This window comes from Rhizobium sp. 01N424, from assembly GCF_056399485.1.
In genome coordinates this window covers 236,315-256,548 of the sequence record NZ_JBFTRK010000002.1, presented here as the reverse complement: position 1 = coordinate 256,548, position 20,234 = coordinate 236,315, and the positions used below count along the sequence as shown (strand labels likewise).

Annotated in this window: 18 protein-coding genes and 1 other RNA gene; 11 read left to right on the top strand and 8 right to left on the bottom strand. The window is 61.1% G+C overall.

Annotation, left to right across the window (positions count from 1 at the left end):
- Window positions 1-10: 10 nt before the first annotated feature.
- Window positions 11-940 (bottom strand): lysophospholipase, encoded by a 930-nt coding sequence (locus AC1DNK_RS06950; RefSeq protein WP_477940167.1) that lies wholly within the window; start codon window positions 938-940, stop codon window positions 11-13.
- A gap of 150 nt (window positions 941-1,090) precedes the next feature.
- On the opposite strand from AC1DNK_RS06950, the gene AC1DNK_RS06945 reads away from it, so the two are divergent.
- The 4 genes from AC1DNK_RS06945 (at window position 1,091) to metF (ending at window position 5,678) form a co-directional block, all read left to right on the top strand.
- Window positions 1,091-1,828 carry a ribonuclease T2 family protein gene (locus AC1DNK_RS06945; protein ID WP_477940166.1) on the top strand — a complete coding sequence of 246 codons (738 nt, stop codon included), beginning with the start codon at window positions 1,091-1,093 and terminating at the stop codon, window positions 1,826-1,828.
- Window positions 1,829-1,941: 113 nt separating this feature from the next.
- Window positions 1,942-3,591: an energy-dependent translational throttle protein EttA gene (gene ettA / locus AC1DNK_RS06940; protein ID WP_112386962.1), complete on the top strand. Its 1,650-nt coding sequence runs from the start codon at window positions 1,942-1,944 to the stop codon at window positions 3,589-3,591.
- A 161-nt stretch (window positions 3,592-3,752) separates the two neighbouring features.
- Window positions 3,753-4,769: an ArsR/SmtB family transcription factor gene (locus AC1DNK_RS06935; RefSeq protein WP_477940164.1), complete on the top strand. Its 1,017-nt coding sequence runs from the start codon at window positions 3,753-3,755 to the stop codon at window positions 4,767-4,769.
- Between the two features lie 3 nt (window positions 4,770-4,772).
- Window positions 4,773-5,678: a methylenetetrahydrofolate reductase [NAD(P)H] gene (metF, locus tag AC1DNK_RS06930; protein ID WP_477940162.1), complete on the top strand. Its 906-nt coding sequence runs from the start codon at window positions 4,773-4,775 to the stop codon at window positions 5,676-5,678.
- A 523-nt stretch (window positions 5,679-6,201) separates the two neighbouring features.
- On the opposite strand, the gene AC1DNK_RS06925 is transcribed toward metF, so the two are convergent.
- The 4 genes from AC1DNK_RS06925 to AC1DNK_RS06910 all read right to left on the bottom strand — a co-directional run bounded on the left by AC1DNK_RS06925 (window position 6,202) and on the right by AC1DNK_RS06910 (window position 10,361).
- Window positions 6,202-7,446 carry a lytic murein transglycosylase gene (locus AC1DNK_RS06925; protein ID WP_477940160.1) on the bottom strand — a complete coding sequence of 415 codons (1,245 nt, stop codon included), beginning with the start codon at window positions 7,444-7,446 and terminating at the stop codon, window positions 6,202-6,204.
- An 80-nt stretch (window positions 7,447-7,526) separates the two neighbouring features.
- Window positions 7,527-8,321, bottom strand: coding sequence for a glycoside hydrolase family 25 protein (locus AC1DNK_RS06920; protein ID WP_112386966.1), 795 nt, complete (start codon window positions 8,319-8,321; stop codon window positions 7,527-7,529).
- 124 nt (window positions 8,322-8,445) lie between these two features.
- Window positions 8,446-9,066, bottom strand: coding sequence for a class I SAM-dependent methyltransferase (locus AC1DNK_RS06915; protein WP_477940898.1), 621 nt, complete (start codon window positions 9,064-9,066; stop codon window positions 8,446-8,448).
- A 50-nt stretch (window positions 9,067-9,116) separates the two neighbouring features.
- The gene (locus AC1DNK_RS06910; protein WP_477940158.1) at window positions 9,117-10,361 is read right to left on the bottom strand and encodes a BtaA family protein; all 1,245 of its coding nucleotides are present in this window, start codon (window positions 10,359-10,361) and stop codon (window positions 9,117-9,119) included.
- Window positions 10,362-10,538: 177 nt separating this feature from the next.
- Between AC1DNK_RS06910 and AC1DNK_RS06905 the strand changes: the two genes are divergently transcribed.
- Window positions 10,539-11,918 (top strand): serine hydrolase domain-containing protein, encoded by a 1,380-nt coding sequence (locus AC1DNK_RS06905; RefSeq protein ID WP_477940157.1) that lies wholly within the window; start codon window positions 10,539-10,541, stop codon window positions 11,916-11,918.
- Window positions 11,919-11,943: 25 nt separating this feature from the next.
- On the opposite strand, the gene AC1DNK_RS06900 is transcribed toward AC1DNK_RS06905, so the two are convergent.
- The 3 genes from AC1DNK_RS06900 to AC1DNK_RS06890 all read right to left on the bottom strand — a co-directional run bounded on the left by AC1DNK_RS06900 (window position 11,944) and on the right by AC1DNK_RS06890 (window position 14,928).
- On the bottom strand, window positions 11,944-12,897 hold the full coding sequence (locus tag AC1DNK_RS06900; RefSeq protein WP_477940156.1) for a transglycosylase SLT domain-containing protein: 954 nt from the start codon (window positions 12,895-12,897) through the stop codon (window positions 11,944-11,946).
- A 125-nt stretch (window positions 12,898-13,022) separates the two neighbouring features.
- Entirely contained in the window at window positions 13,023-13,658 is a 636-nt protein-coding gene (locus AC1DNK_RS06895; RefSeq protein WP_112386971.1) for a LysE family translocator, read from the bottom strand.
- 58 nt (window positions 13,659-13,716) lie between these two features.
- Window positions 13,717-14,928, bottom strand: coding sequence for a pyrophosphate--fructose-6-phosphate 1-phosphotransferase (locus AC1DNK_RS06890; RefSeq protein WP_477940155.1), 1,212 nt, complete (start codon window positions 14,926-14,928; stop codon window positions 13,717-13,719).
- Between the two features lie 335 nt (window positions 14,929-15,263).
- Between AC1DNK_RS06890 and AC1DNK_RS06885 the strand changes: the two genes are divergently transcribed.
- The 6 genes from AC1DNK_RS06885 (at window position 15,264) to mraZ (ending at window position 20,217) form a co-directional block, all read left to right on the top strand.
- Window positions 15,264-15,971: a J domain-containing protein gene (locus AC1DNK_RS06885; protein ID WP_112386973.1), complete on the top strand. Its 708-nt coding sequence runs from the start codon at window positions 15,264-15,266 to the stop codon at window positions 15,969-15,971.
- Entirely contained in the window at window positions 15,968-16,729 is a 762-nt protein-coding gene (locus AC1DNK_RS06880) for an N-acetylmuramoyl-L-alanine amidase (RefSeq protein WP_477940153.1), read from the top strand. Before AC1DNK_RS06885 ends, AC1DNK_RS06880 begins: the two co-directional genes overlap by 4 nt.
- A gap of 266 nt (window positions 16,730-16,995) precedes the next feature.
- Window positions 16,996-17,523: a lytic transglycosylase domain-containing protein gene (locus AC1DNK_RS06875; RefSeq protein WP_477940151.1), complete on the top strand. Its 528-nt coding sequence runs from the start codon at window positions 16,996-16,998 to the stop codon at window positions 17,521-17,523.
- 210 nt (window positions 17,524-17,733) lie between these two features.
- Window positions 17,734-18,909 carry an NAD(P)/FAD-dependent oxidoreductase gene (locus AC1DNK_RS06870; protein ID WP_477940150.1) on the top strand — a complete coding sequence of 392 codons (1,176 nt, stop codon included), beginning with the start codon at window positions 17,734-17,736 and terminating at the stop codon, window positions 18,907-18,909.
- 55 nt (window positions 18,910-18,964) lie between these two features.
- Window positions 18,965-19,361, top strand: an RNA gene (rnpB, locus tag AC1DNK_RS06865) — RNase P RNA component class A.
- A 418-nt stretch (window positions 19,362-19,779) separates the two neighbouring features.
- Entirely contained in the window at window positions 19,780-20,217 is a 438-nt protein-coding gene (mraZ, locus tag AC1DNK_RS06860) for a division/cell wall cluster transcriptional repressor MraZ (RefSeq protein WP_112538005.1), read from the top strand.
- Window positions 20,218-20,234: the final 17 nt, after the last annotated feature.

Sequence of the window (20,234 nt, the reverse complement as noted above, 5' to 3'; positions counted from 1 at the left end):
AATGTTCCCGTCAGGACCGCATGACCGCGCCGTCGCACCAATCGGCGAAGGCCGAGATGGCGCCTGCTGCGCCGGTCTCGTTCAAGGTCTCGTGCCTGAAGTCCTGATATATTTCAGTGGTGATACGGGAGAAGCCCTGCCGTTTCAAATGGTTTGAGAGCCATAGAACGGCTTTTCCGCGCTCCGTTGCCGGATCCTGCCCACCGCCGATAAGATGGATCGGACGATCCTTCGGAAGACGGTCGAGTTGCTCCTTTTCCGTTGCCCGGAAGGTAAGCTCGAAGACATCGAGCCACATCGATACCGAGGCATCGAAGCCGCAGAGCGGGTCGGCGATATATTTCGCGACCTCCGCCGGATCGCGTGACAGCCAGTCGAATTCCGTGGTGTGGCCGGGAATGGACTTGCCCCAGGCGGCGAAGGTCAATCTCGGCAGCATACCGCTCGGCACGTCTGAGCCCTTCAGCGCCTTTTCGGCGCGCAGGATCACCTGTGCGGCGCGACCGGAAAGGCCAACGGCGAAGTTCGAGTTCCAGATGGCGACCGCATCGAATTTTTCCGGATAGGTCTGCGCGGCGTTGAGCGCGATCAGCCCGCCCATCGAATGGCCGAAGAGGATAACGGGGAACCCCGGGTGCAGACTCGCTGCATGATCGCGCATGGCGGCGACGTCATCGATCACGCGGGATACACCGTCGCGCCTCGCGAACTGCCCGATCGGCGCATCCGGCGCCTTGGTCTCGCCGTGGCCGCGATGATCGTGCACAAAGACATGATAGCCACGCGCCGCCATAGCCTCCGCAAAGCGCTGATAGCGTTTCGAATGCTCGGCTAGGCCGTGGCAGACGACGAGGATACCGCGTGGCGCGCCTGCGGCCGTCTCGCTGTGAAAGGCGAGCGAGGCGCCTGCCACGTTAAGCCATTGTGTTTGCGAAAACATCCGATCCTCCCGGCGCGCAGAAGATCAGATCGGCCGTCAAATGCAAGCGGGCCTGCGGCGATTTGCAGGGGAAAATGCTGCGATTCAGGGTTGCGGAACGTTGCGCTTCGTGCTTACTTGTTCTTGTATTGTTCTATCTAGGGGATGGAGATGAGCAGGTTCTTTCTGCATGCGGCAATTGTGGCTTTGTCAGGCCTGTTGGCGGCTTCGGCTTTCGCACAGGAAGGCCAGGGGCGCACGCGTTTCATTCTCGCTGCAAGCTGGCAACCGGCCTTTTGCCAGACGAACCAGAAGAAGCCGGAATGCGCCAGCCAGACGCGGGATCGCTTCGACGCGACCAATTTTACCCTCCATGGTCTCTGGCCGATGCGGCAGAATTATTGCGGCGTCTCGAAGGAGGAGCAGGCGGCGGACAAGGATGGCGACTGGCGGTCGTTGCCTGAGGTCAAGCTGACGCCGGAGAATGCCGCGGCGCTGGCAAAAGCGATGCCCGGCACTCAATCGGCGCTCGAGCGTCACGAGTGGACCAAGCACGGCACCTGCACGAAACTCTCGGCCGACGCCTATTTCGGCACGGCCGTGCGGCTGATCGGCGATCTTAATGCATCGGCGGTGCGCGAGCTGTTTGCCGCCAATGTCGGCAAGTCTGTCAGCGCCGATCAGATCAAGGCGGCCTTCGACAAGAGTTTTGGCGCTGGCGCTTCCGACCGGGTGAAGATGAGCTGCCGCCGGGCAGGCGGCGTGCGGGTTATCAGCGAGCTGACGATCGGCTTGTCTGAGGACGCGGTGGCGTCAGGCTCTGCCGATAATCTCGGAAAGCTGATCCGGGGGGCGGGACGAACCTCGTTCGGATGCGACCAGGGCGTGGTCGACGCGGCCGGTTTCTGACGTAAAGACTGCTGCAAAGCGCAAGAGAGGCCGGTTTCGGCGTTGCCCGGGAGCCGGGTTTCGCCTACATAGCGGCCACGGATTTACACGTTTGCGCGCGGAGCAGTTTAAAGATGGCACGTCAGTTCATTTATCACATGTCGGGACTCAACAAGTCTTACGGCGCCAAGAAAATTCTCGAGAACGTCAACCTGTCGTTCTATCCGGATGCCAAGATCGGTATTCTCGGCCCGAACGGCGCCGGTAAGTCGACGGTGCTGCGCATCATCGCCGGTCAGGACAAGGAATACACCGGCGAAGCCTGGCTCGCCGACGGCGCGACCGTTGGCTACCTTGAGCAGGAGCCGCATCTCGATCCGACAAAGACCGCCTTCGAGAACGTCATGATGGGTGTTGCCGACAAGACGGCGATCATCGACCGCTACAACGAGCTGATGATGAACTATTCCGACGAGACGGCGGACGAGGGCGCCAAGCTGCAGGATATCATCGACAGCCAGAACCTCTGGGATCTGGAACAGCAGGTCGAAATGGCGATGGAAGCGCTGCGCTGCCCGCCGAAGGATTCCGACGTCACCATTCTCTCGGGCGGTGAACGCCGCCGTATCGCACTCTGCCGCCTGCTCCTGTCGCAGCCGGACCTGCTGCTGCTCGACGAACCGACCAACCACCTCGACGCCGAAACCATCGCCTGGCTCGAAAAGCACCTGCGCGATTATCCGGGCGCCGTGATGATGATCACCCACGACCGCTACTTCCTCGACAACGTCACGGGCTGGATCCTTGAGCTCGACCGCGGCCGCGGCATTCCGTACGAAGGCAACTACTCTGCCTACCTGACGGCCAAGGCCAAGCGCATGCTGCAGGAAAACCGCGAAGAAGCCGGCCGCCAGAAGGCGCTTTCGCGCGAACAGGAATGGATCGCCTCCAGCCCGAAGGCTCGTCAGGCGAAGTCGAAGGCCCGTATCAAGGCCTACGAACAGCTGGTCGATGCCGCCGAAGGCATCCGTCCCGGCGACGCGCAGATCATCATCCCGGTCTCCGAGCGTCTCGGCAATGTCGTCATCGAGATGGAAGGCATCACCAAGGGCTTCGAAGGCCGCACGCTGATCAACGACCTGTCGATCAAGCTGCCGCCGGGCGGCATCGTCGGTATCATCGGTCCGAACGGCGCCGGCAAGACGACGCTGTTCAAGATGATCACCGGCCAGGAAAAGCCGGATGCCGGTTCGGTGCGTATCGGTGACACCGTGCATCTCGGCTATGTCGACCAGAGCCGCGATGCGCTGGATGGCAACAAGACGGTCTGGGAAGAAATCTCGGGCGGCGCCGAAGTCATCAAGCTCGGCAAGTTCGACATGAACTCCAGAGCCTATTGCGGCGCCTTCAACTTCAAGGGCGGCGATCAGCAGCAGAAGGTCGGCAATCTCTCGGGTGGTCAGCGCAACCGCGTTCACCTCGCCAAGATGCTGAAGGCCGGCGGCAATGTGCTGCTGCTCGACGAACCGACCAACGACCTCGATACGGAAACGCTGGGCGCGCTGGAAACGGCGCTCGAGAACTTCGCCGGCTGCGCCATCATCATCAGCCACGATCGCATGTTCCTCGACCGCCTGGCGACGCATATCCTCGCCTTCGAAGGTGACGGCCATGTCGAATGGTTCGAAGGCAACTTCGAGGACTACGAGCAGGACAAGGTCCGCCGCCTCGGCCCCGACGCGCTCAATCCGGGCAGCCAAGCCTACAAGCGCCTGACTCGCTGATATCTGCCTTTATGCCTTTGGAAAGCCCCGGTCATGGCCGGGGCTTTTGCATGTCTGCGGCGTCGTGATCTGGCCAATGAATTTCGCGATTATCTGAATTGAAGCTTGCTACCGCTACGCAAATCACATAAAGATATCTTTATATCTTGATTGGGCAGAATATGGCTGAACCGGTAAAGCTTGGATTGGATGCGATCGTGGACGTCTTGAAGGCGGCCGGCGAGCCGACCCGTCTGCGGTTGCTGGCGCTCCTGGCGGCCGGCGATCTGACCGTTACCGATCTTACCGAAATTCTCGGCCAGTCCCAACCCCGCATTTCCCGTCACCTGAAGCTGCTCGGCGAGGCCGATCTCATCGATCGTTACCAGGAAGGCGCCTGGGCCTATTTCCGGCTGAAGCAGGAGGGCAAGGCGGCATCGCTGGTGCGCGTGCTCCTGCAGCATTCCTCTGAAAACGATCCGGTCGTCCAGCGCGACGGCGAGCGCCTGTCTTCGGTCAAGCGCCAGCGCGCCGAGCGGGCACAGGCCTATTTCAGCCGCAATGCGGCCGAGTGGGACGAGTTGCGCCGCCTGCATGCCGCCGACGAAGAGGTCGATGCGGCCGTCATCAAGCTTCTCGGCAGCCAGCCGGTCTATTCGCTTCTCGATCTCGGCACCGGGACCGGCCGTATCCTGCAGCTGTTGTCAGGGCTCTACCGCCGGGCGATCGGCGTCGATGCCAGCCGCGACATGCTGAGCGTGGCGCGCTCCAATCTCGACAAGTCAGGGATCAACAAGGCGTCGGTGCGCCATGCCGATATTCTGAACCTGCCGTTCGACGGGCAGGACTTCGACCTGGTGACCATCCATCAGGTGCTGCATTTCTTCGACCAACCCGAGATCGCCATCAATGAGGCGGCGCGCATGCTGGCGCCCGGCGGGCGGCTGCTGGTCATCGATCTGGCCCCGCATGGGCTCGAATATCTCAGGGACGAGCATGCCCATGTCCGTCTCGGTTTCTCGCACCAGTCGATGTCCGACTGGCTGCGCAAGGCGGGGCTCGATGTCGAGCAGGCCGTCGATCTTCATCCGGGTCAGGCCGGCGAGCAGGGCCTCACGGTCACGATCTGGCTCGCCCGCGACCCGCGGCGCCTGATGGCATCCGAAGGCGCCGGAACAATATTGGCAGCGGAGGTTTGATTTATGACTTTGAACACTAGTGGCCGCCGCGATATCGGCATTTCCTTCGAATTCTTCCCACCCAAGTCGGAAGAGATGGAAGGTCAGCTTTGGAAAGCCGTCAGCGAGCTGCAGGACTGGAATCCGGATTTCGTCTCCGTCACCTATGGCGCCGGCGGCACGACCAAAGCGCCGACGCTGACGGCCGTCACGCGGTTTCTGAACGAGACGCCGCTTGCCACCGCCTCGCATCTCACCTGCGTCGGCGCGACGAAGGAAGAGACGCATCAGGTGATCGACAATTTCCGCAAGGCGGGCGTGAAGCATTTCGTGGCGCTGCGCGGTGACGCGCCCGGCGGTGCCGGCGCGCCCTACCAGCCGCATCCGGGCGGCTATGCCAATGCCTCTGAGTTGGTGGCCGGGCTACGCGAAATCGGCGATTTCGAGATTTCCGTGTCGGCCTATCCGGAGAAGCATCCGGAGAGCAAGGATGTCACCGCCGATATCGACATGTTGAAGCGCAAGGCCGATAACGGCGCCAACCGTGCGCTGACGCAGTTCTTCTTCGACAACGACAATTTCGAGCGGTACCTCGAGAAGGTGCGGGCGGCGGGCGTCACGATGCCGATTGTGCCCGGCATCATGCCGATCCTCAATCTGACGCAGCTGAAGCGCTTTGCCGGCGCCTGCGGTACCGTCATCCCCGCTTTCCTCGACAAGCGCTTCGCTGGTCTCGACGACAAGCCGGAAGAGCGCGCCAAGGTGGCGGCGGATGTTGCGGCCGAACAGATCGAGGATCTGGTGGCCCGCGGGCTCCACGAATTCCATCTCTATACGATGAACCGTTCGCCGCTGGTCTCGGCCGTGCTCACCAATCTCGGCCTGCGCCGCGGCGAGACGAAGCCTACGGCAGCGGGTGCTGCTGCCTGATCAGGCAGCTCTTCGAACGCAATAAAAAAGCGCATGTCAGGCGGGACATGCGCTTTTCTAATTGGCTGAACTGTTAGTTACTCAGGAGTCCGGTATTCCAGTCATAGGGTCCGTTTGCTGCTCAGATGAAGAGCATAGACAAGACGAACGCGAACGCTGCACTGACCAACAGGACATTCAAGGATCGTGTGATACCCATGTCTGCCTCCTTGCGTTAACGAGCCGATACTATGTCTGAAATGTGTCGGCTGAAAAGCGAAATCAATGTTGCATTGCAGCAACAGCCGGTGGATAACTGCTGCGCAATGTAACCACGGCATTGAAATCATTCGAAAAAGCGCGGTGAAATTTTATTCACACATTTTAACGGCGCGTTAAAGTCGGCGAGTGGGCGTTAAGGCCTGCGCCGATATCAAGGCTTCGCCGGAAGCTGCTGAAATCCTGAGCTAAAACGAAAATCGCGCCCGGCCTGACGGACGGACGGACGCGATGGGATTGCTTGTGAATGGCCGGTTATGGCGACTCAGAGCGCGCCGAGAAGCCCCGGGGTTGCCCAGCCGTCGGCCGGCATGCCGAGGCGCTGCTGTTCCTTCTGGATGGCAACGCGGGTGCCTGATCCGAGGATGCCGTCGATCTCGCCGACATCGTGGCCGAGCGACTGCAGCTTGGTCTGCAGCTGCTTCATCTCGTCGTTGGCAAGGCCCTGTTCCGGCGTGCCCTTCTGATAGGGCTGAGCGCCGGAGAGGCGGGTACCGAAATAGGCGGCCGACGTCGTGTAGATGAAGGACTTGTTCCACTCGAGATAGATCTTGAAGTTCGGATAGGCGATGAATGCCGGTCCGAGGCGGCCCTGCGGTAAAACGAGATCGCCTTCGAGCTCGCCGAAATTCGTGTTGCCATCACGCGGCTTGACGCCGAGGGCGAACCAGTCGCCCGCCTTCATCGTGCCGCCGAGGCCCGACTTTTCCCATGGAAGGTTATCGGGAAGGGTGACTTCTTGCAGCCAGGGCTGGCCGCGCTCGAAGCCGAGATGCTGGATGAACTTGGCGGCGGTCAGGATGGCGTCCGGGCCGCTCTGCTTCAGGCGGACGTGGCCGTCGCCATCGCCGTCCATGCCGTAGGCGATGATGTCGCGTGGCAGCATCTGCACCTGGCCGATTTCGCCGGCCCATGCGCCGGTGTTGGTGGCCGGGTCGAGGTCGCCGTGCTGGACCATCTCGATCAGTGCGATCAGCTGCGGACGGAAGAGCTCGGGGCGGCGGCAATCATGGGCGAGCGTCACCAGCGCGTTGCGGGTGTTGAAATCGCCCTGTACGGCACCGAAGTCGGTTTCCATCGCCCAGAAGGCGGTGATGACGCCTGCCGGTACGCCGTAATCCTGCTCGGCTTTGGCGAAGACGTCGGCATATTGCTTCATCTTCTGGCGGCCGATGTCGAGGCGCGCCTGGCTGACGGTGCGCTGCGAGAATTCGAGGAAGGTCTGCTTGAAGACGCCCTGTGCGCGGTCGCGGCTCAGAACCTTGGGGTCGATCTCGGCGCCTGCAAGCGCCTGGTCGGCGGCCTCGGCGGTGGCGCCGGCTGCAATCGCATCGGCCTTCACGCCTGCCAGGAACTGCGAGAGGTCACCGTCGCAGGCAACAGCCGGCGCCTGCGGAGTGGCGGGAGCCGCCGGGGCAGGGGCTGCCGCCTGCTGCGCAAATACCGTGGTTGCTGAGGTGACGGCAAACAGAAGAGCAAGTGCAGAGCGGCTTGCGAGCGAGCGGTGCATGGGTTCGTCCTTATATCCGAAATATGTCCGCCGCTTTCACAGATGAATGTGACGGAAGCAAGAAAGTTCGGTGGACGTTACTAAGAATTTCTATCCTTGGAAACCGCAGCGACCCAATTGTTCCAGTTCTTCTGGTTGCCTGCGAAGACATTGATGTCCGTCGGCCCCTGAATGCCCGGAATGACGCCCGTCGAGGTGTATTGCCAGAAGGCCCAGCGGCGGTCGGCATAGGTGACTTCGGGGTGTTTTGCGGTGGAACGGACCCAGAAATGGTAGTCCTGGAAATAGCCCTGCAGATTCTCGCGGTGGAAATCGACGGAGGTGTAGATGATCGGCCGCTTGCCGTAATAAGCTTCCAGCCGGTCCATGAACCGCTTCATCTCTGAGCGCACGGTGGCCGGATCCGGGCGAAGGCGGCAGGTCTTGGATTCGCCGTTCCATTCGACATCGAGAACCGGCGGCAGGCGCATCGCCTCCTTCGGCACATTCTGGATGAACCAGTCGGCCTGTTCGTCTGCGGAGGAACAGAAATAGTAGAAGTGATAGGGCGCATGCGGAATGCCGACGGCGCGGGCGCGCTGCCAGTATTCGCTGAAGCGCGGATCGACGCGATCCTTGCCTTCGGTCGCCTTGATGAAGGCGAAGGACACGCCGGAGGATTTCACCGTCTGCCAGTCGATATCGCCCTGCCACTTGGAGATGTCGATGCCGTGGATATCGTTCTGATGCGGGGTCTTTGCGCCGAAATCCTGCGGATCGGTGTCCTGGAAACGGCTCTTCTTTATCGAGGCGGTTTCGAGATAGTCATAGCCCGTGGAGCTGCAACCGGCGAGCATAAGAGCCAGCGGCAAAACGCAAAACAACAGCCTGCGCATGGTTATCCCGTCATGTAACGAATGATCTACTTGCCCCACAGCATGACCTTCGAAGACGAATGCAGCCGAGGAATAATCCTCTTTTCACCATATCAACGTAAAAAATCGGTTAGTTTCAAGCGAATTATGCGCGCTTGGCGGATATGACGGCCTGCCAGGCATAGCCGCCGCCGATCGTCTCGAAAGCCAATCCTGCACCGTTTTCATGGGCTTGGGCTTCCAGAACCTCACGCAGATTGGCGCGCGGGGTGACGTGGAATTTTGTCAGCCATCCCCGGAGCAGGGCTCTGAACCAGCCGGGAAGACCCTCCTGCTGGCCGAAATCGACGATATGCAGCTGGCCGCCCGGGTTGAGCGCGGCGATCGCTGCGTCGATGGCGCGTTCCCAGTCGGGGATCATCGACAGGGCATAGGAGATGAGGATGCGATCGAAACCGGCGGCGCCGAATTCGCGCGGGGTAAAGGCGGTGGCGTCGGCGACGCGGAAGTCGGGCAGGGTGGCCTTCGTCGCGAAGGTCTTGCGGGCGGAGATCAGCATCTCCTGCGAGATGTCGAGGCCGTAGAGCCGGGCATCCGGAAAGCGCTTGTGGGCGAGCGCCAGGTTGCGGCCTGTGCCGCAGCCGACTTCGAGCAGCGTGCCGCCCTTGGGCACGTCGAGGCCGCGGATCGTCTTGTCGCGGCCAAGCAGATAGTATTTGCGCGTCAGATCGTAGATATGGCGCTGGTAACGGTACATGCCGTCCATCAGGCCGGCATGTGCCTCGGAGCGATCGTCCGGAAGTGTGCGGATCTCTGTCACGCCTTCTTCCCGTAGATGTGGAAGCCGCCGTAGATCGCCGAGCGATCGAGTGCCGTCATATCGCGCGACTTGTCTTCGAAGTAGTCCCACTGATCGCGGATCGCCGGCGACAGACGTCCCTCGATGATGCTCTTCTCCGCAGCCGTGCGGAAGATGACGCGGGCGCCGGGGCGGGCGGTGCGGCTGATCTCGGCCCAGAGACCGTTCAGCTGCTCGTCGGTCATCCAATCCTGCGCATCGAGCAGGATATAGCGGTCGCGCGAGGCGGCAGGCTCCCGAGCGAGCAGCTCGGTGAAGTTCGCATGATGAACCGTGACGCGATCGACATTGGCGCGGATCACCTCATGGTGCTCCGGCTTCAGATAGGTCGGCAGCGGACCTTCGTCGCTGGCGGCGTAGCGGCGTGCGAAGGCCTGCCAGGCGAAATAGTTGTCGCGCATCGGGAAGTGGCAGGCGAGCTTCTCGAGACGATGGCGCAGAACCGGCGCGATCGAGTGATCGGCAGCCAGGCTTGCCAGCTCGTCATATTGCTGCGGCGGGATGCCGAGGCCGAACAGCGAGCTCTTGCGGCCGGTGATCCAGCGCACGACGGGCTTTTCGAAGAGGGGAGCGACCTGTTGGTCGAAGAAGGCGCGCTGCTCTTCCAGCGACTGCGTCTTGGTGATCTGCTTCAGATCGACGCCGTGCAGGCGGGCTAGCAGATGGGCGGCGCCGATGAAGCGTCCAAGCAGGCCCGTCTCATAGATGTTGCGATCGAAGACGGTGACGCGGCGGCGGCCGAACTTGCGGCCGTTCCAATAGCTGCGCGTCGCATCATCGAGAACCGGAGAGAGGTAACGGTCGAAGGCGCGGCTGTTCGATGCTTCGTTCGGCATGGCGAGGAAGCGAACGAGATCGGCATGACCAGGCAGATGCTTGAAGGCGGCAAGCTTCAGGCGGTTCAGGGCGATGTGATGCGGGTTCAGATCGACGACGTCGATCGAGGCCGGTGCCTTGGAAAGGTAGGCCAGCATGTTGCAGCCGCCTGAGCCGATGGTGACGATACGGTGGTGCGGCTGCAGCTCCATGGCCTGCATGTCGAGATCCGGATCTTCCCAGATCTGCGGATAGACGAGGCCGGAGAAAAGCAAGCCAAAAAGCCGCTCGGAAAGGCCTTCCTTGGAGAATGCCTTATGGCGGAGGAGTGCGTCCTTGAGTTTCCGGTTCTTGCGGAAGCCGGCATCCGGTGCAAACTCGGTCATCTGATTCCATCACCGTTTTTAGCGTTCAGGGCGTTTAACGCGGCGCTGCTACAGTTTGATGACGCGGGCTGTGGGCAGCGTTTTGCGGGCAATAGCGTGGATGAAACGGCGCTCTCGCTTTTGTGCCCTTTTCTATGGTGGCGTTTGCTGCTTCTCTCCACCTGTGGAGGAAGAAACATGCGAGTAGTTCTGCGTATCCTGAAGGCGCTTCTGGCGCTGGTGATCGTCGCGGTCATCGGCGGGGCGCTGTGGCTCTATGTTCGTCCGCCGGAACTGCTACGCGTCGGTGACGGCTATGCGGCAAAGATCGTCTGCTCGAATGTATTCATGGCCGGGCGCGATCCGGATGCCGTTCTTGCCGAGGACGTTCAGGCGCCAGGAAACCCGCTGCTGCGGCTGATCCGCGTTTCCGTCAACCGTGAGGAGGGGAAGGTCTCGGCCCGCATCCTCGGCCTGTTTGCGCCGGGCCATGCGCTCTACCGCGGCGCCTTTGGCTGCACCAGCGTTCCCGATGGCGACTTCAACGCTGCGATGAACGCTGCGCCCGAAGAGGATCTCGCTGCGCCGCCGCCGAGCGACGATCTGTGGCCCGAGGGCGAGCGTGTCGCTGCCGCCAATAACGGCAAGCTTGCGCCGCTGCTTGCCGACGAGGCGCTGGCCGGGCCGGAGATGCGAGCGATCGTCGTCGTCCACAATGGCCGGATCGTCGCCGAGCGCTATGGCGACGGATTTGATGCGCGCACACCGCTGCTCGGCTGGTCGATGACCAAGACCGTCAATGCGGCGCTAGTCGGCCGGGTGATGCTGTCGGGCAAGCTCAATTTCGACGACGCCAAGCTGTTTGCCGCCTGGCATGGCGATGGGCGGGCGGCGATTACCCTTGCCGATCTGCTCGGCATGGAAAGCGGGTTGGCATTCAATGAGGATTACGGCGCCGTCGCCGATGTGACGCGCATGCTCTATCTCGACCCCGATATGGTGACACTGCCGGTAAATGCGGCGCTGCAAGACAAGCCCGGTCAGCGCTTCCGTTATTCGAGCGGCACGGCGGTGCTTCTGTCCCGCATCTGGATGGATAGGCTCGGTGATCCGCAGAGTGCTTTCGATTATCCGCGCGATGCGCTGTTCGGGCCGCTCGGCATGTCCAGCGCCGTGCTGGAGGTCGATGCGCGCGGCACCTTCGCCGGAAGCTCCTATCTCTACGCGACGGCGCGCGACTGGGCGCGCTTCGGGCAATTCCTGATCCAGGATGGCGTCTGGAGCGGCCAGCGGCTGTTGCCGGAAGGGTTCGTGGCGACAATGCGGACGCCGACGCAGTCGTCTGGCGGGAAATATACGCAGGCGCAGGCCTGGCTTGCGGCCCCCGGCGGCGATCTGAGCGCGGCTGCGGGACTTCCGGGCGATACGTTTTGGCTCGAAGGGCATGACGGGCAGAGCGTTGCGATCGTGCCATCCGCCGGTCTCATCGTCGTCCGCATGGGGCTGACGCCGAGCCGCCTCGGCTACAGGCCGCAGGTGCTCGTCAAGCAGATCGTCGGGGCGCTGTCGGCGCCCTGACCATTCGATTCACAGAGGGTGAGGCTCAGTAATTGCCCTGGGCAACGTCGTCCATGCCCTTGCGCTTGGCATCGTAATAATAGCCGCGAGCATAGAGTCGAACGGCATCGTCTTCCTTGCTGTCGGAAACGAGCCAGGCGCCGCGCAGATATTTCGCGGCATACTTGATGTTGGTCTCGGCATCGAGCAGGCCGGACGGCTGGCCGTCATAACCCATCGATTTCGCCGTGTTGTACTTGATCTGCATCAGGCCGAAGTAGCCGCGCTTGTTATAGGCGCGCGGATTGTAGCGGCTTTCGCGGTGAACGACGCGATGCAGCAGCGATTCCGGCATCTCGTAGAGCTTGGCATATTTGGCGATCAGCTTGCTGACGAAGCCCTTTTCTGCGGTCGGCGCATCGTCGGCGTCGTTGTCGCTGAACATCGGCGGTGCCGTCGGCGGATCCATCGGGGCCGATTCGTCGAAGGAGAAGTCCGACATCGAGCGCGGCGCGCTGGCCTGAACGGCGAGCGCTGCAAGCGCGCCGTTCTGCGGCGTCGTTGCCGCGAAGGCAAGCTGCGTCGACGGCGAGGCCGGGGTTGCCGGACGCGGCGTCGGGATCACCGACTGCATCGCGGTCATCTCTGGCGTCAGCGGAATTTCGGTCGCAACGCTGGCGCCGGCCACGGGCTGGAACGCTGCATCGGCAGGCGAAACGGCCATCGGCAGGACGGCTGCCTGCGCCGAAAGGGCAGGCGTTGCCTGTGGATTGGCGGAGGCGAATGCCATCGGGGTCTGCGGAGCGGAGCCGTCGGCAGACGGAACGGCGGCCATCATCATCGCGTCTTCACCCGGCTTCGGCGTCGGAACGACGGTCTGCACCGCGCTCAACTCAGCCTGAGAGGTGTACTCGACGGTCGAGCATCCGGTCATGATCCCGCAGAGCATCGTCGAAACGACCAGACTGCGTTTCAGGCCGGAAAATCCGTTCGCTACCATTCTGTCACTTTCGGGAATCGCGCCGCCCAGGCAGCGTTTAAAAAGTTACTGAGAAGCTAAGCACTGATTTTTCCCATTAACCTATTCGACTGGGCGTCGCAACCCGCTGAAAATTGCGATTGCACTCAGGCCGCGATGCGGCGGTAGCCGGCAGTGACCGCGCCGGCGGCAATCAGCAACGTTCCGCCTGTCCGGTTGACGGCGCGCTGGACGCTTGCCTTGCGGATCAGGCCGCGGGCGGCATGGGCAAGCAGGGCATAGCTGGAGGCGTTGATCGTGGCCAGCACTAGGAAGGTGAGTTCCATGATCAGCATCTGCTCGAAGAAGGGAGCAGCGGGGTTCAGGAACTGCGGGACGAAGGCGACGAAGAAGACGATGCTCTTCGGATTGAGAGCGGTCACCACATAGGCGTGAAGAAAGATCTTAAGCGACTTTTCTTCTGGAAGATTGTCGTTGTCGGCGACAGGGCCGGGGATGATCGGGGCGCGCCAGAGCTTGATGCCGAGCCAGATCAGATAGGCGCCGCCCACCCATTTCAAAACGGTAAAGAGAGTCGCGGACGCCGCGAGCAGGGCGCCGAGGCCAAAGAGAGAGGCAGTCATCGCGGTGAAATCACCGAGCGCCACGCCCGATACGGTCGCCAATGCCGTCTTGCGGCCATGGCCTAGCGCATAGGAGACGACGAGCAGGATCGTCGGCCCCGGAATGGCCAGCATAATGGCGGAAGCAGCGGCAAAAGCGAGCCAGGCTTCGAGCGACATGGAATCTCCTCCTATTCCCCAAGAAACAAGCAAAGACACCATATCAACCCTGCGTCAATCATGCGGCGCGGTATTTTTGGCCGATCTTATTCATCAGTTCGGCGAACCACTTGGTCGAGGTGTCGAAGGCCTTGCCGCCCTTGATGCGGGGGAATTCGATGGTGCGCAGCTTGCCGTTCTGGTCCTCGTCGTGACCGGTGACGCCGGAGATCCTGTTCAGCGCGCTTTCGACCGCAAGATCAGTCATGCTCTGAATCAGGCGCAGGTCGTCGCCGTTGGCAGGGGCCGAGCGGGCGAAATAGCCGGACTTCTGAACGAGCGAGCGTTCGGCATTCAAAAGGCTTGCAAACTGCTTCTGGAACCAGCCGCCGACATTGATCGTATCGATCTTCACATGGCCGAAGGCGTCACGCTTGATGGTCTCGCCGGCGGCTTCGCGCTCGGCGACGATGGCATCGAGGCAGGCGCCTTCCGAGACGAAGACGGTGGCGTGGCCGGTGCGGTCCATCACTTCCTTGAGACGGGCGGCTTCGGCCTGCAGGTCGAAGGCCATCTCGGGCAGGTAGACGGCGTCGATGCTCTTCATGCCGGCATTCATCAGCATGCCGTCGACATATTCATTGTGCTTCGTGCGGCGCAGATAGGCATCGGCGGTCGCGGCCGTCAGCCAGCCGCAGTGGCGGCCCATGACCTCGTGGATGACGAGGGTGCGCGGGGCGGCACTCTGCTCGTTGCTGACATTGTCGAAGAAATGCGCGCCGACTTCGGCAGCCGTCCAGGCGCCAAGCGACTGGCGGATCGGCACGACGTCGTTATCGACGGTTTTCGGTAGCCCGACGACGGTCAGGTTATAGTTGTTGGCCGCGAGATAGGCAGCGAGATCGGCTGCCGTCGTATTGGTGTCGTCGCCGCCGATGGTGTGAAGGATGGTGATGCCGTCAGCGGCGAGCCGTTCGGCCGCGACGCGCAGCGGGTTTTCGCCTTCCTTGACCAGGCCGCGCTTGACGCAATCGGCAGCGTTGGTGAGCTTGACGCGGCTGTTGCCGATCGGCGAGCCGCCGTAGCGGTGGAGCAGCGGTGCCTTCTCGCGCATGTCCTTGGTGATCTTGATGCTGTCGCCGAGGAGTACGCCCTGATAGCCGGATTTGTAGGCGATCAGCTCGATATCGGGAGCGACATCGCTATAGCGTTCGATGAGGCCGCCGACGGCTGATGACAGACAGGGGGCGAGGCCTCCGGCGGTCAGCATTGCGACTTTTTGTTTGGCCATAGTCCCTCCTAGACGGCTTCGATGCGCGATTGCACGCGCTTAGCTAATGCATGCATGCGGCAGGGAAAGAGGCCTGTAAAGTAAAGAATTGACGAAAAATCAGCGCTCCAGGCGAAGGGTCTGTGGAAGCGGCGATATAATCGGTTCAGGCGGCGAAACTGTATCGCCGAGATCTGTGGAAACTGTCTCAGACGAGACGCAAATTGCGGCATCAGATCGGCGCACAATTACCGAATTGTGAAAAGTGTTTTCAACCCTACGACTAATCGCTGCCTTGCATTAGCAACGATTATTTGGTCATGGTGTTGTCAGATATTGCGATGCGAGAAACTTCGATGTCCTTCTGGGAAAAACTGCTGAACGCCATTGGCAATACCGCGGGCAACGTGCTCTCCGCGGTTGTCGAGGCTGTGCGGACGGTTTTCGAAGGCGATCCGGAGACGCGCCGGAAGGTGGCTTTCTCTGTGGCGGTGATCGCGCTTTCCGCCAAGATGGCGAAAGCCGACGGCATCGTCAGCGAGAAGGAAGTCCAGGCTTTCCGCGACATCTTTGAATTTCCGCAGGATCAGGCGAAGAATGTCGCCCGTCTCTATAATCTGGCGCGCCAGGACGTGGCCGGTTACGAGGCCTATGCCGAGAAGCTGTCGTCGCTCTGCGTCACCTGCGCGGCCAACTGCCCGGTGCTGGAAGATGTGCTCGATGGTCTCTTCCACATCGCCAAGGCTGACGGGCTCATCCATGAGAAGGAAATGAACTTCCTTCGCCACATTGCCGAAATCTTTCAGATGAGCGAGCAGCGCTTCGAGCAGATCGCCGCCCGTCACGTCTCGATCGGCCGTGACCCCTATAAGGTTCTCGGCGTTTCCTCGGCCGATGATTTCCCGACGATCCGCCGCCGTTATCTGGCGCTGGTCAGCGAAAATCATCCTGACCGGCTGGTCTCGCGCGGTGTGCCGGAGGAGTTTCATGCCATCGCCAACGAGCGGATGGCAGCCCTCAACGACGCCTATGCGGCGATCGAAAAGGAACGCCGGGCAGCATGACCTCCTTCGAGGCCGATTACCGCAAGGCCACCGTCAAGCCGTCGCCGAACCATGGCGAGCGTGCGGATGGACGCAAGCCGGATATCATTCTTCTCCATTATACGGGCATGTCGACGCCAGACTCGGCGCTCGACTGGCTCTGTCGCGAGGAAAGCCAGGTCTCGTCGCATTACTTCGTGCACGAGAATGGCGAGGTCGTGCAGATGGTGCCGGAGACCCGTCGCGCCTGGCATGCGGGCAAGAGCAGCTGGCACGGCCAGGACGACGTCAATTCGGCGTCGATCGGCATCGAGATCGCCAATGCCGGCCATCCCGGCGGGCTGCCCGAATTCCCGAACGAGCAGATTGCGGCGGTGATCGAACTGTGTCGGGATTGTGGCGAACGTTGGTCCATCGTGCCCGAAAGGGTGCTCGGGCATTCCGATGTGGCACCGGTTCGCAAGGTCGATCCGGGCGAGAGATTCCCCTGGGGAGAGCTGCATAAAGCAGGGGTCGGGCACTGGGTCGAACCGGCGCCGATCACCGGCGGGCGGTTCTTTCAGCGAGGCGACCGGGGGCAGCCGATCGAGGCACTGCAATCGATGCTGTCGCTTTATGGTTACGGCACGGAAATCACGGGTGAATTCTCCGACAAGATGGCCGGCGAACTGGAGGCTTTTCAGCGCCATTTCCGCCCTGAGCGGGTGGATGGGATAGCCGATTTCTCGACGATCGACACGCTGCATCGCCTGCTTGCCGCGCTGCCCCGCTATTTCTAAGCGGCGTGCCGGTGCCTTCACCGGCGAATTTGCCGATTCACACTTGAATTGTGCAGTGCCACATCATTTCCCTATTATCTCCTCATTGCGATGGTCTAACCCCTGCCGCTGAACAGCGTCCGCCGCCTTGGGTATAGTGTAGCAGAAGGGCGCCAACTGAAACGATAAGAATTGCTGCGGCATGCAGTCATTCCTTGGCTGCGTGTTACCGTGAGACGGCGAGGCGCGCAGTCCGGCAATTCTTTGGGTCGGAGTGTCAAGACTACATGAGAAATGCGATTGTTGGTGCTGCGGCATGCGTGGGCGTGCTGCTGGCAGGGTATAACTGTGCCTTTGCGGGCGAAGCAGATAATAAAACTGATAAGATTGAGACCGTTAAATTCAAGACCGTCGATCGTGGCAGCGGCTACGCCATGCCAGACTTTGCGACCAACAAATATTCGGTGCTGATCGCAAAATACGCAAAGCAGTACGATGTCCCCGTAGCGCTGGCGTCCGCCGTGGTGCGGGTGGAGAGCAACTTCAATCCGAACGCCCGCGGCAGCGCCGGCGAGGTCGGCCTGATGCAGATCAAGCCGGCAACCGCACGGATGATGGGCTATGCCGGTACGAAGAAAGGTCTCTTCGATCCCGAGACCAACATCAAATACGGTATGAAGTATCTCTCCATGGCGCATGAACTCGGCGGCGGCGAAACCTGCGGCACGATCCTGAAATACAATGCCGGTCATGCCGCCAAGCGCATGAATCCGGTCTCCAAGGCCTATTGCGGCAAGGTTCTGGCGCTTCTCTGAGGGCGCCCGTAACCTGTTGATGCGGAATCCCTTTCCGCCTGCACTTCAGAAAATGATTCAACTTGCCGGCCTTAGTGCCTGACGTCGCGAAGCGAGGTGAGGCACGGCCCGGTTGACAACGGTTCGGCCGCCTTGTCGCTCACCTCGCAGGCGGCTATCCCTATCCCCGAATTTTCCGGGATCGTGTTCCGGCAGGCAGGGAAGGCAGCGATGGCAGCAGATTTCAAGTATATCGTCGTCGGCCGGGGCATGATGGGTGCGGCTGCGGCCAAGCATCTTGCGATGCAGGCGGATGGTGTGGCTGTCATCGGCCCCGACGAACCGGAGAATCGCAAAGCGCATCAAGGCATCTTTGCCAGCCATTACGACGAGGGCCGCATCACCCGCACGGTCGATCCGGACCGTGACTGGGCGCTTCTCGCCAACCGCTCGATCGCGCGCTACGCCGAGATTGCTTCAGAGAGCGGTGTAGATTTCTATACCGAAGCAGGCTGTGTCGTGGTCGCCCCCGCCGGTGGTGATTATGTCGGCGATACCAGGGCGGCGGCGGATTCGCTCAAAGTCGATGTCCAGACGCTGGACGCTGCAGCACTGGCGCAAACCTTTCCGTATTTCTCGCTGCCGCAGGGCTGCGAGGGTGTCTTTCAGCCGAAGGACGCTGGGTATATCAGCCCGCGCCGGCTGGTGAAGGCGCAGTCGATCATCGCTGAAAAACGTGGTGCCACCGTGATCCGTGACTATGTCACGGCGATCCGGGAGCGGGGCGATACGGTCGCCGTAATCACCGCATCAGGCGAGACCATCACGGCCGAAAAAGTCCTGCTCGCCGCAGGCGGTTTCTCCATCAGTGAGAATCTCTTGGCTGAAACTGTTGATATGGCGGTTTATGGGCGGACGGTGACGCTGTTCGAAGTCAGCGAGGAGCAGGCAGCAGCTTTTGCCGGCATGCCGTCGCTCATTCTGGATGCGCCTAGTATCGACATCTACCTGCTGCCTCCGATCCGCTACCCTGATGGCAAGCTCTACCTGAAGATCGGTGGCGACCCTGATGATTACCAGCTGAAGACCGATGCAGAACTGCGGGCGTGGTTTCGCACCGACGGCAGGCCGCGGGCGCGCGATCACCTGATGCTGATTGCCAGACGTCTGATTCCGGAACTGAAGCCGCTTTCGGTCTCCACGGCCTCCTGCGTGGTGTCGAAGACATCCAGCAAACATCCGATGATCGGTTTCACCTCGTCGCCCAATATTGCTGTCCTGACCGGTTGCGCCGGGACCTCGGCAAAGAGCTCGGACGAGATCGGGCGGCTCGGGGCGGAGCTGTTGCTGACCGGCCAGATTGCTCCTCAGGGCTATCGGACGGATTTCAAACCGTCTTTCCGGTAGCTGGCGGCGATATTTGCTGTGGCAATTCGCTGACGGCTCCGCTAAGGGAGCGCTGCCAGTTGGCCGGGCAGCCGCGCTTTACAATGCCGAAAGGTGGTAAGGTGAGGAAAGTCCGGGCTCCACGGAAATACGGTGCCGGATAACGTCCGGCGAGGGTGACCTCAGGGAAAGTGCCACAGAAAGCAAACCGCCTGCGCTTGCGCAGGTAAGGGTGAAAGGGTGGGGTAAGAGCCCACCGCGTCTCCGGCAACGGCGATGGCAAGGTAAACCCCACCGGGAGCAAGACCGAATAGGGATGACGTGGTTGGCGCAAGCCTTCCGGCCGGTTTCCAGGCCAGTCATCCGGGTGGGTTGCGAGAGGCGGCGTGCAAACGCCGTCCCAGAGGAATGGCTGCCACGTTCCGGATCAAACCGGAGCCATACAGAACCCGGCTTACAGGCCAACTGGCGATTACACTTTCTGTCTCTCAGCGCATTCGGCGTAAAAGCCGAAGGTGTTGTTATCGCGTGATTTTCGCGGCGCGAAATCGGGCCTCCAGTCTATATTTCCATTTTCTTACGGATGCTTTTCCGGGTGCCGGAAAATGCCGATCCTAACCCTTTGTTAAACTTAACAGCTTATAAATTTTCGATACTGCGCTCATCGCGAGAGGGGCGTTTCCCATTGACGCCCATATGGTCCCATGGTATCCCATAAGAGCACTGCACAAGGGCAATCATCTGCCCATCAATCGCAAAGCCAAGGCGCCTTCCGCTCCGGAAGCGCCGGATGGAATTCCATTCATCCGGCTAGCGAAGCTGTGTCTGATTTTGGGAGTTTTGGGCGCGTTGTTTCTGTCCGGGCTCTTTCGGGAACGGATGTTTCGTGTCATGAGCCGCTTCCTCTCAAATGCGACCAACAGGATCGATTCCAAGGGCAGGGTTTCCGTGCCGGCGGCGTTTCGTTCCGTGCTGGCGCAGCGCAATATCCAGGAGCTGTATTGCTTCCAGGATTTTGTGTTTCCGGCGATCAGCGTCGGCGGTCCGGATCTTCTCGAAAGGTTCGAACGGCAGATTGCTGCGGAGGATCCGTTTTCGCCGGTTGCGAACGAGATGTCGCTTCTCATTCATGGGGGCGGGGTCTTCATGAAGCTCGACGCCGAGGGGCGTTTGATGGTCACGGATTTCATGCGGGATTTCACGGGGATCTCGGACGAAGTGACTTTCGTTGGTCGGGCAGATCATTTTCAGCTGTGGCAGCCGCAGGCATTTCAGGCGGCCCAGCTTCAGGCACGAGGGGAGCGCGCGCTGGCGGGCAAGCGCTCCTGAACAAGCGAGGGCGCGGA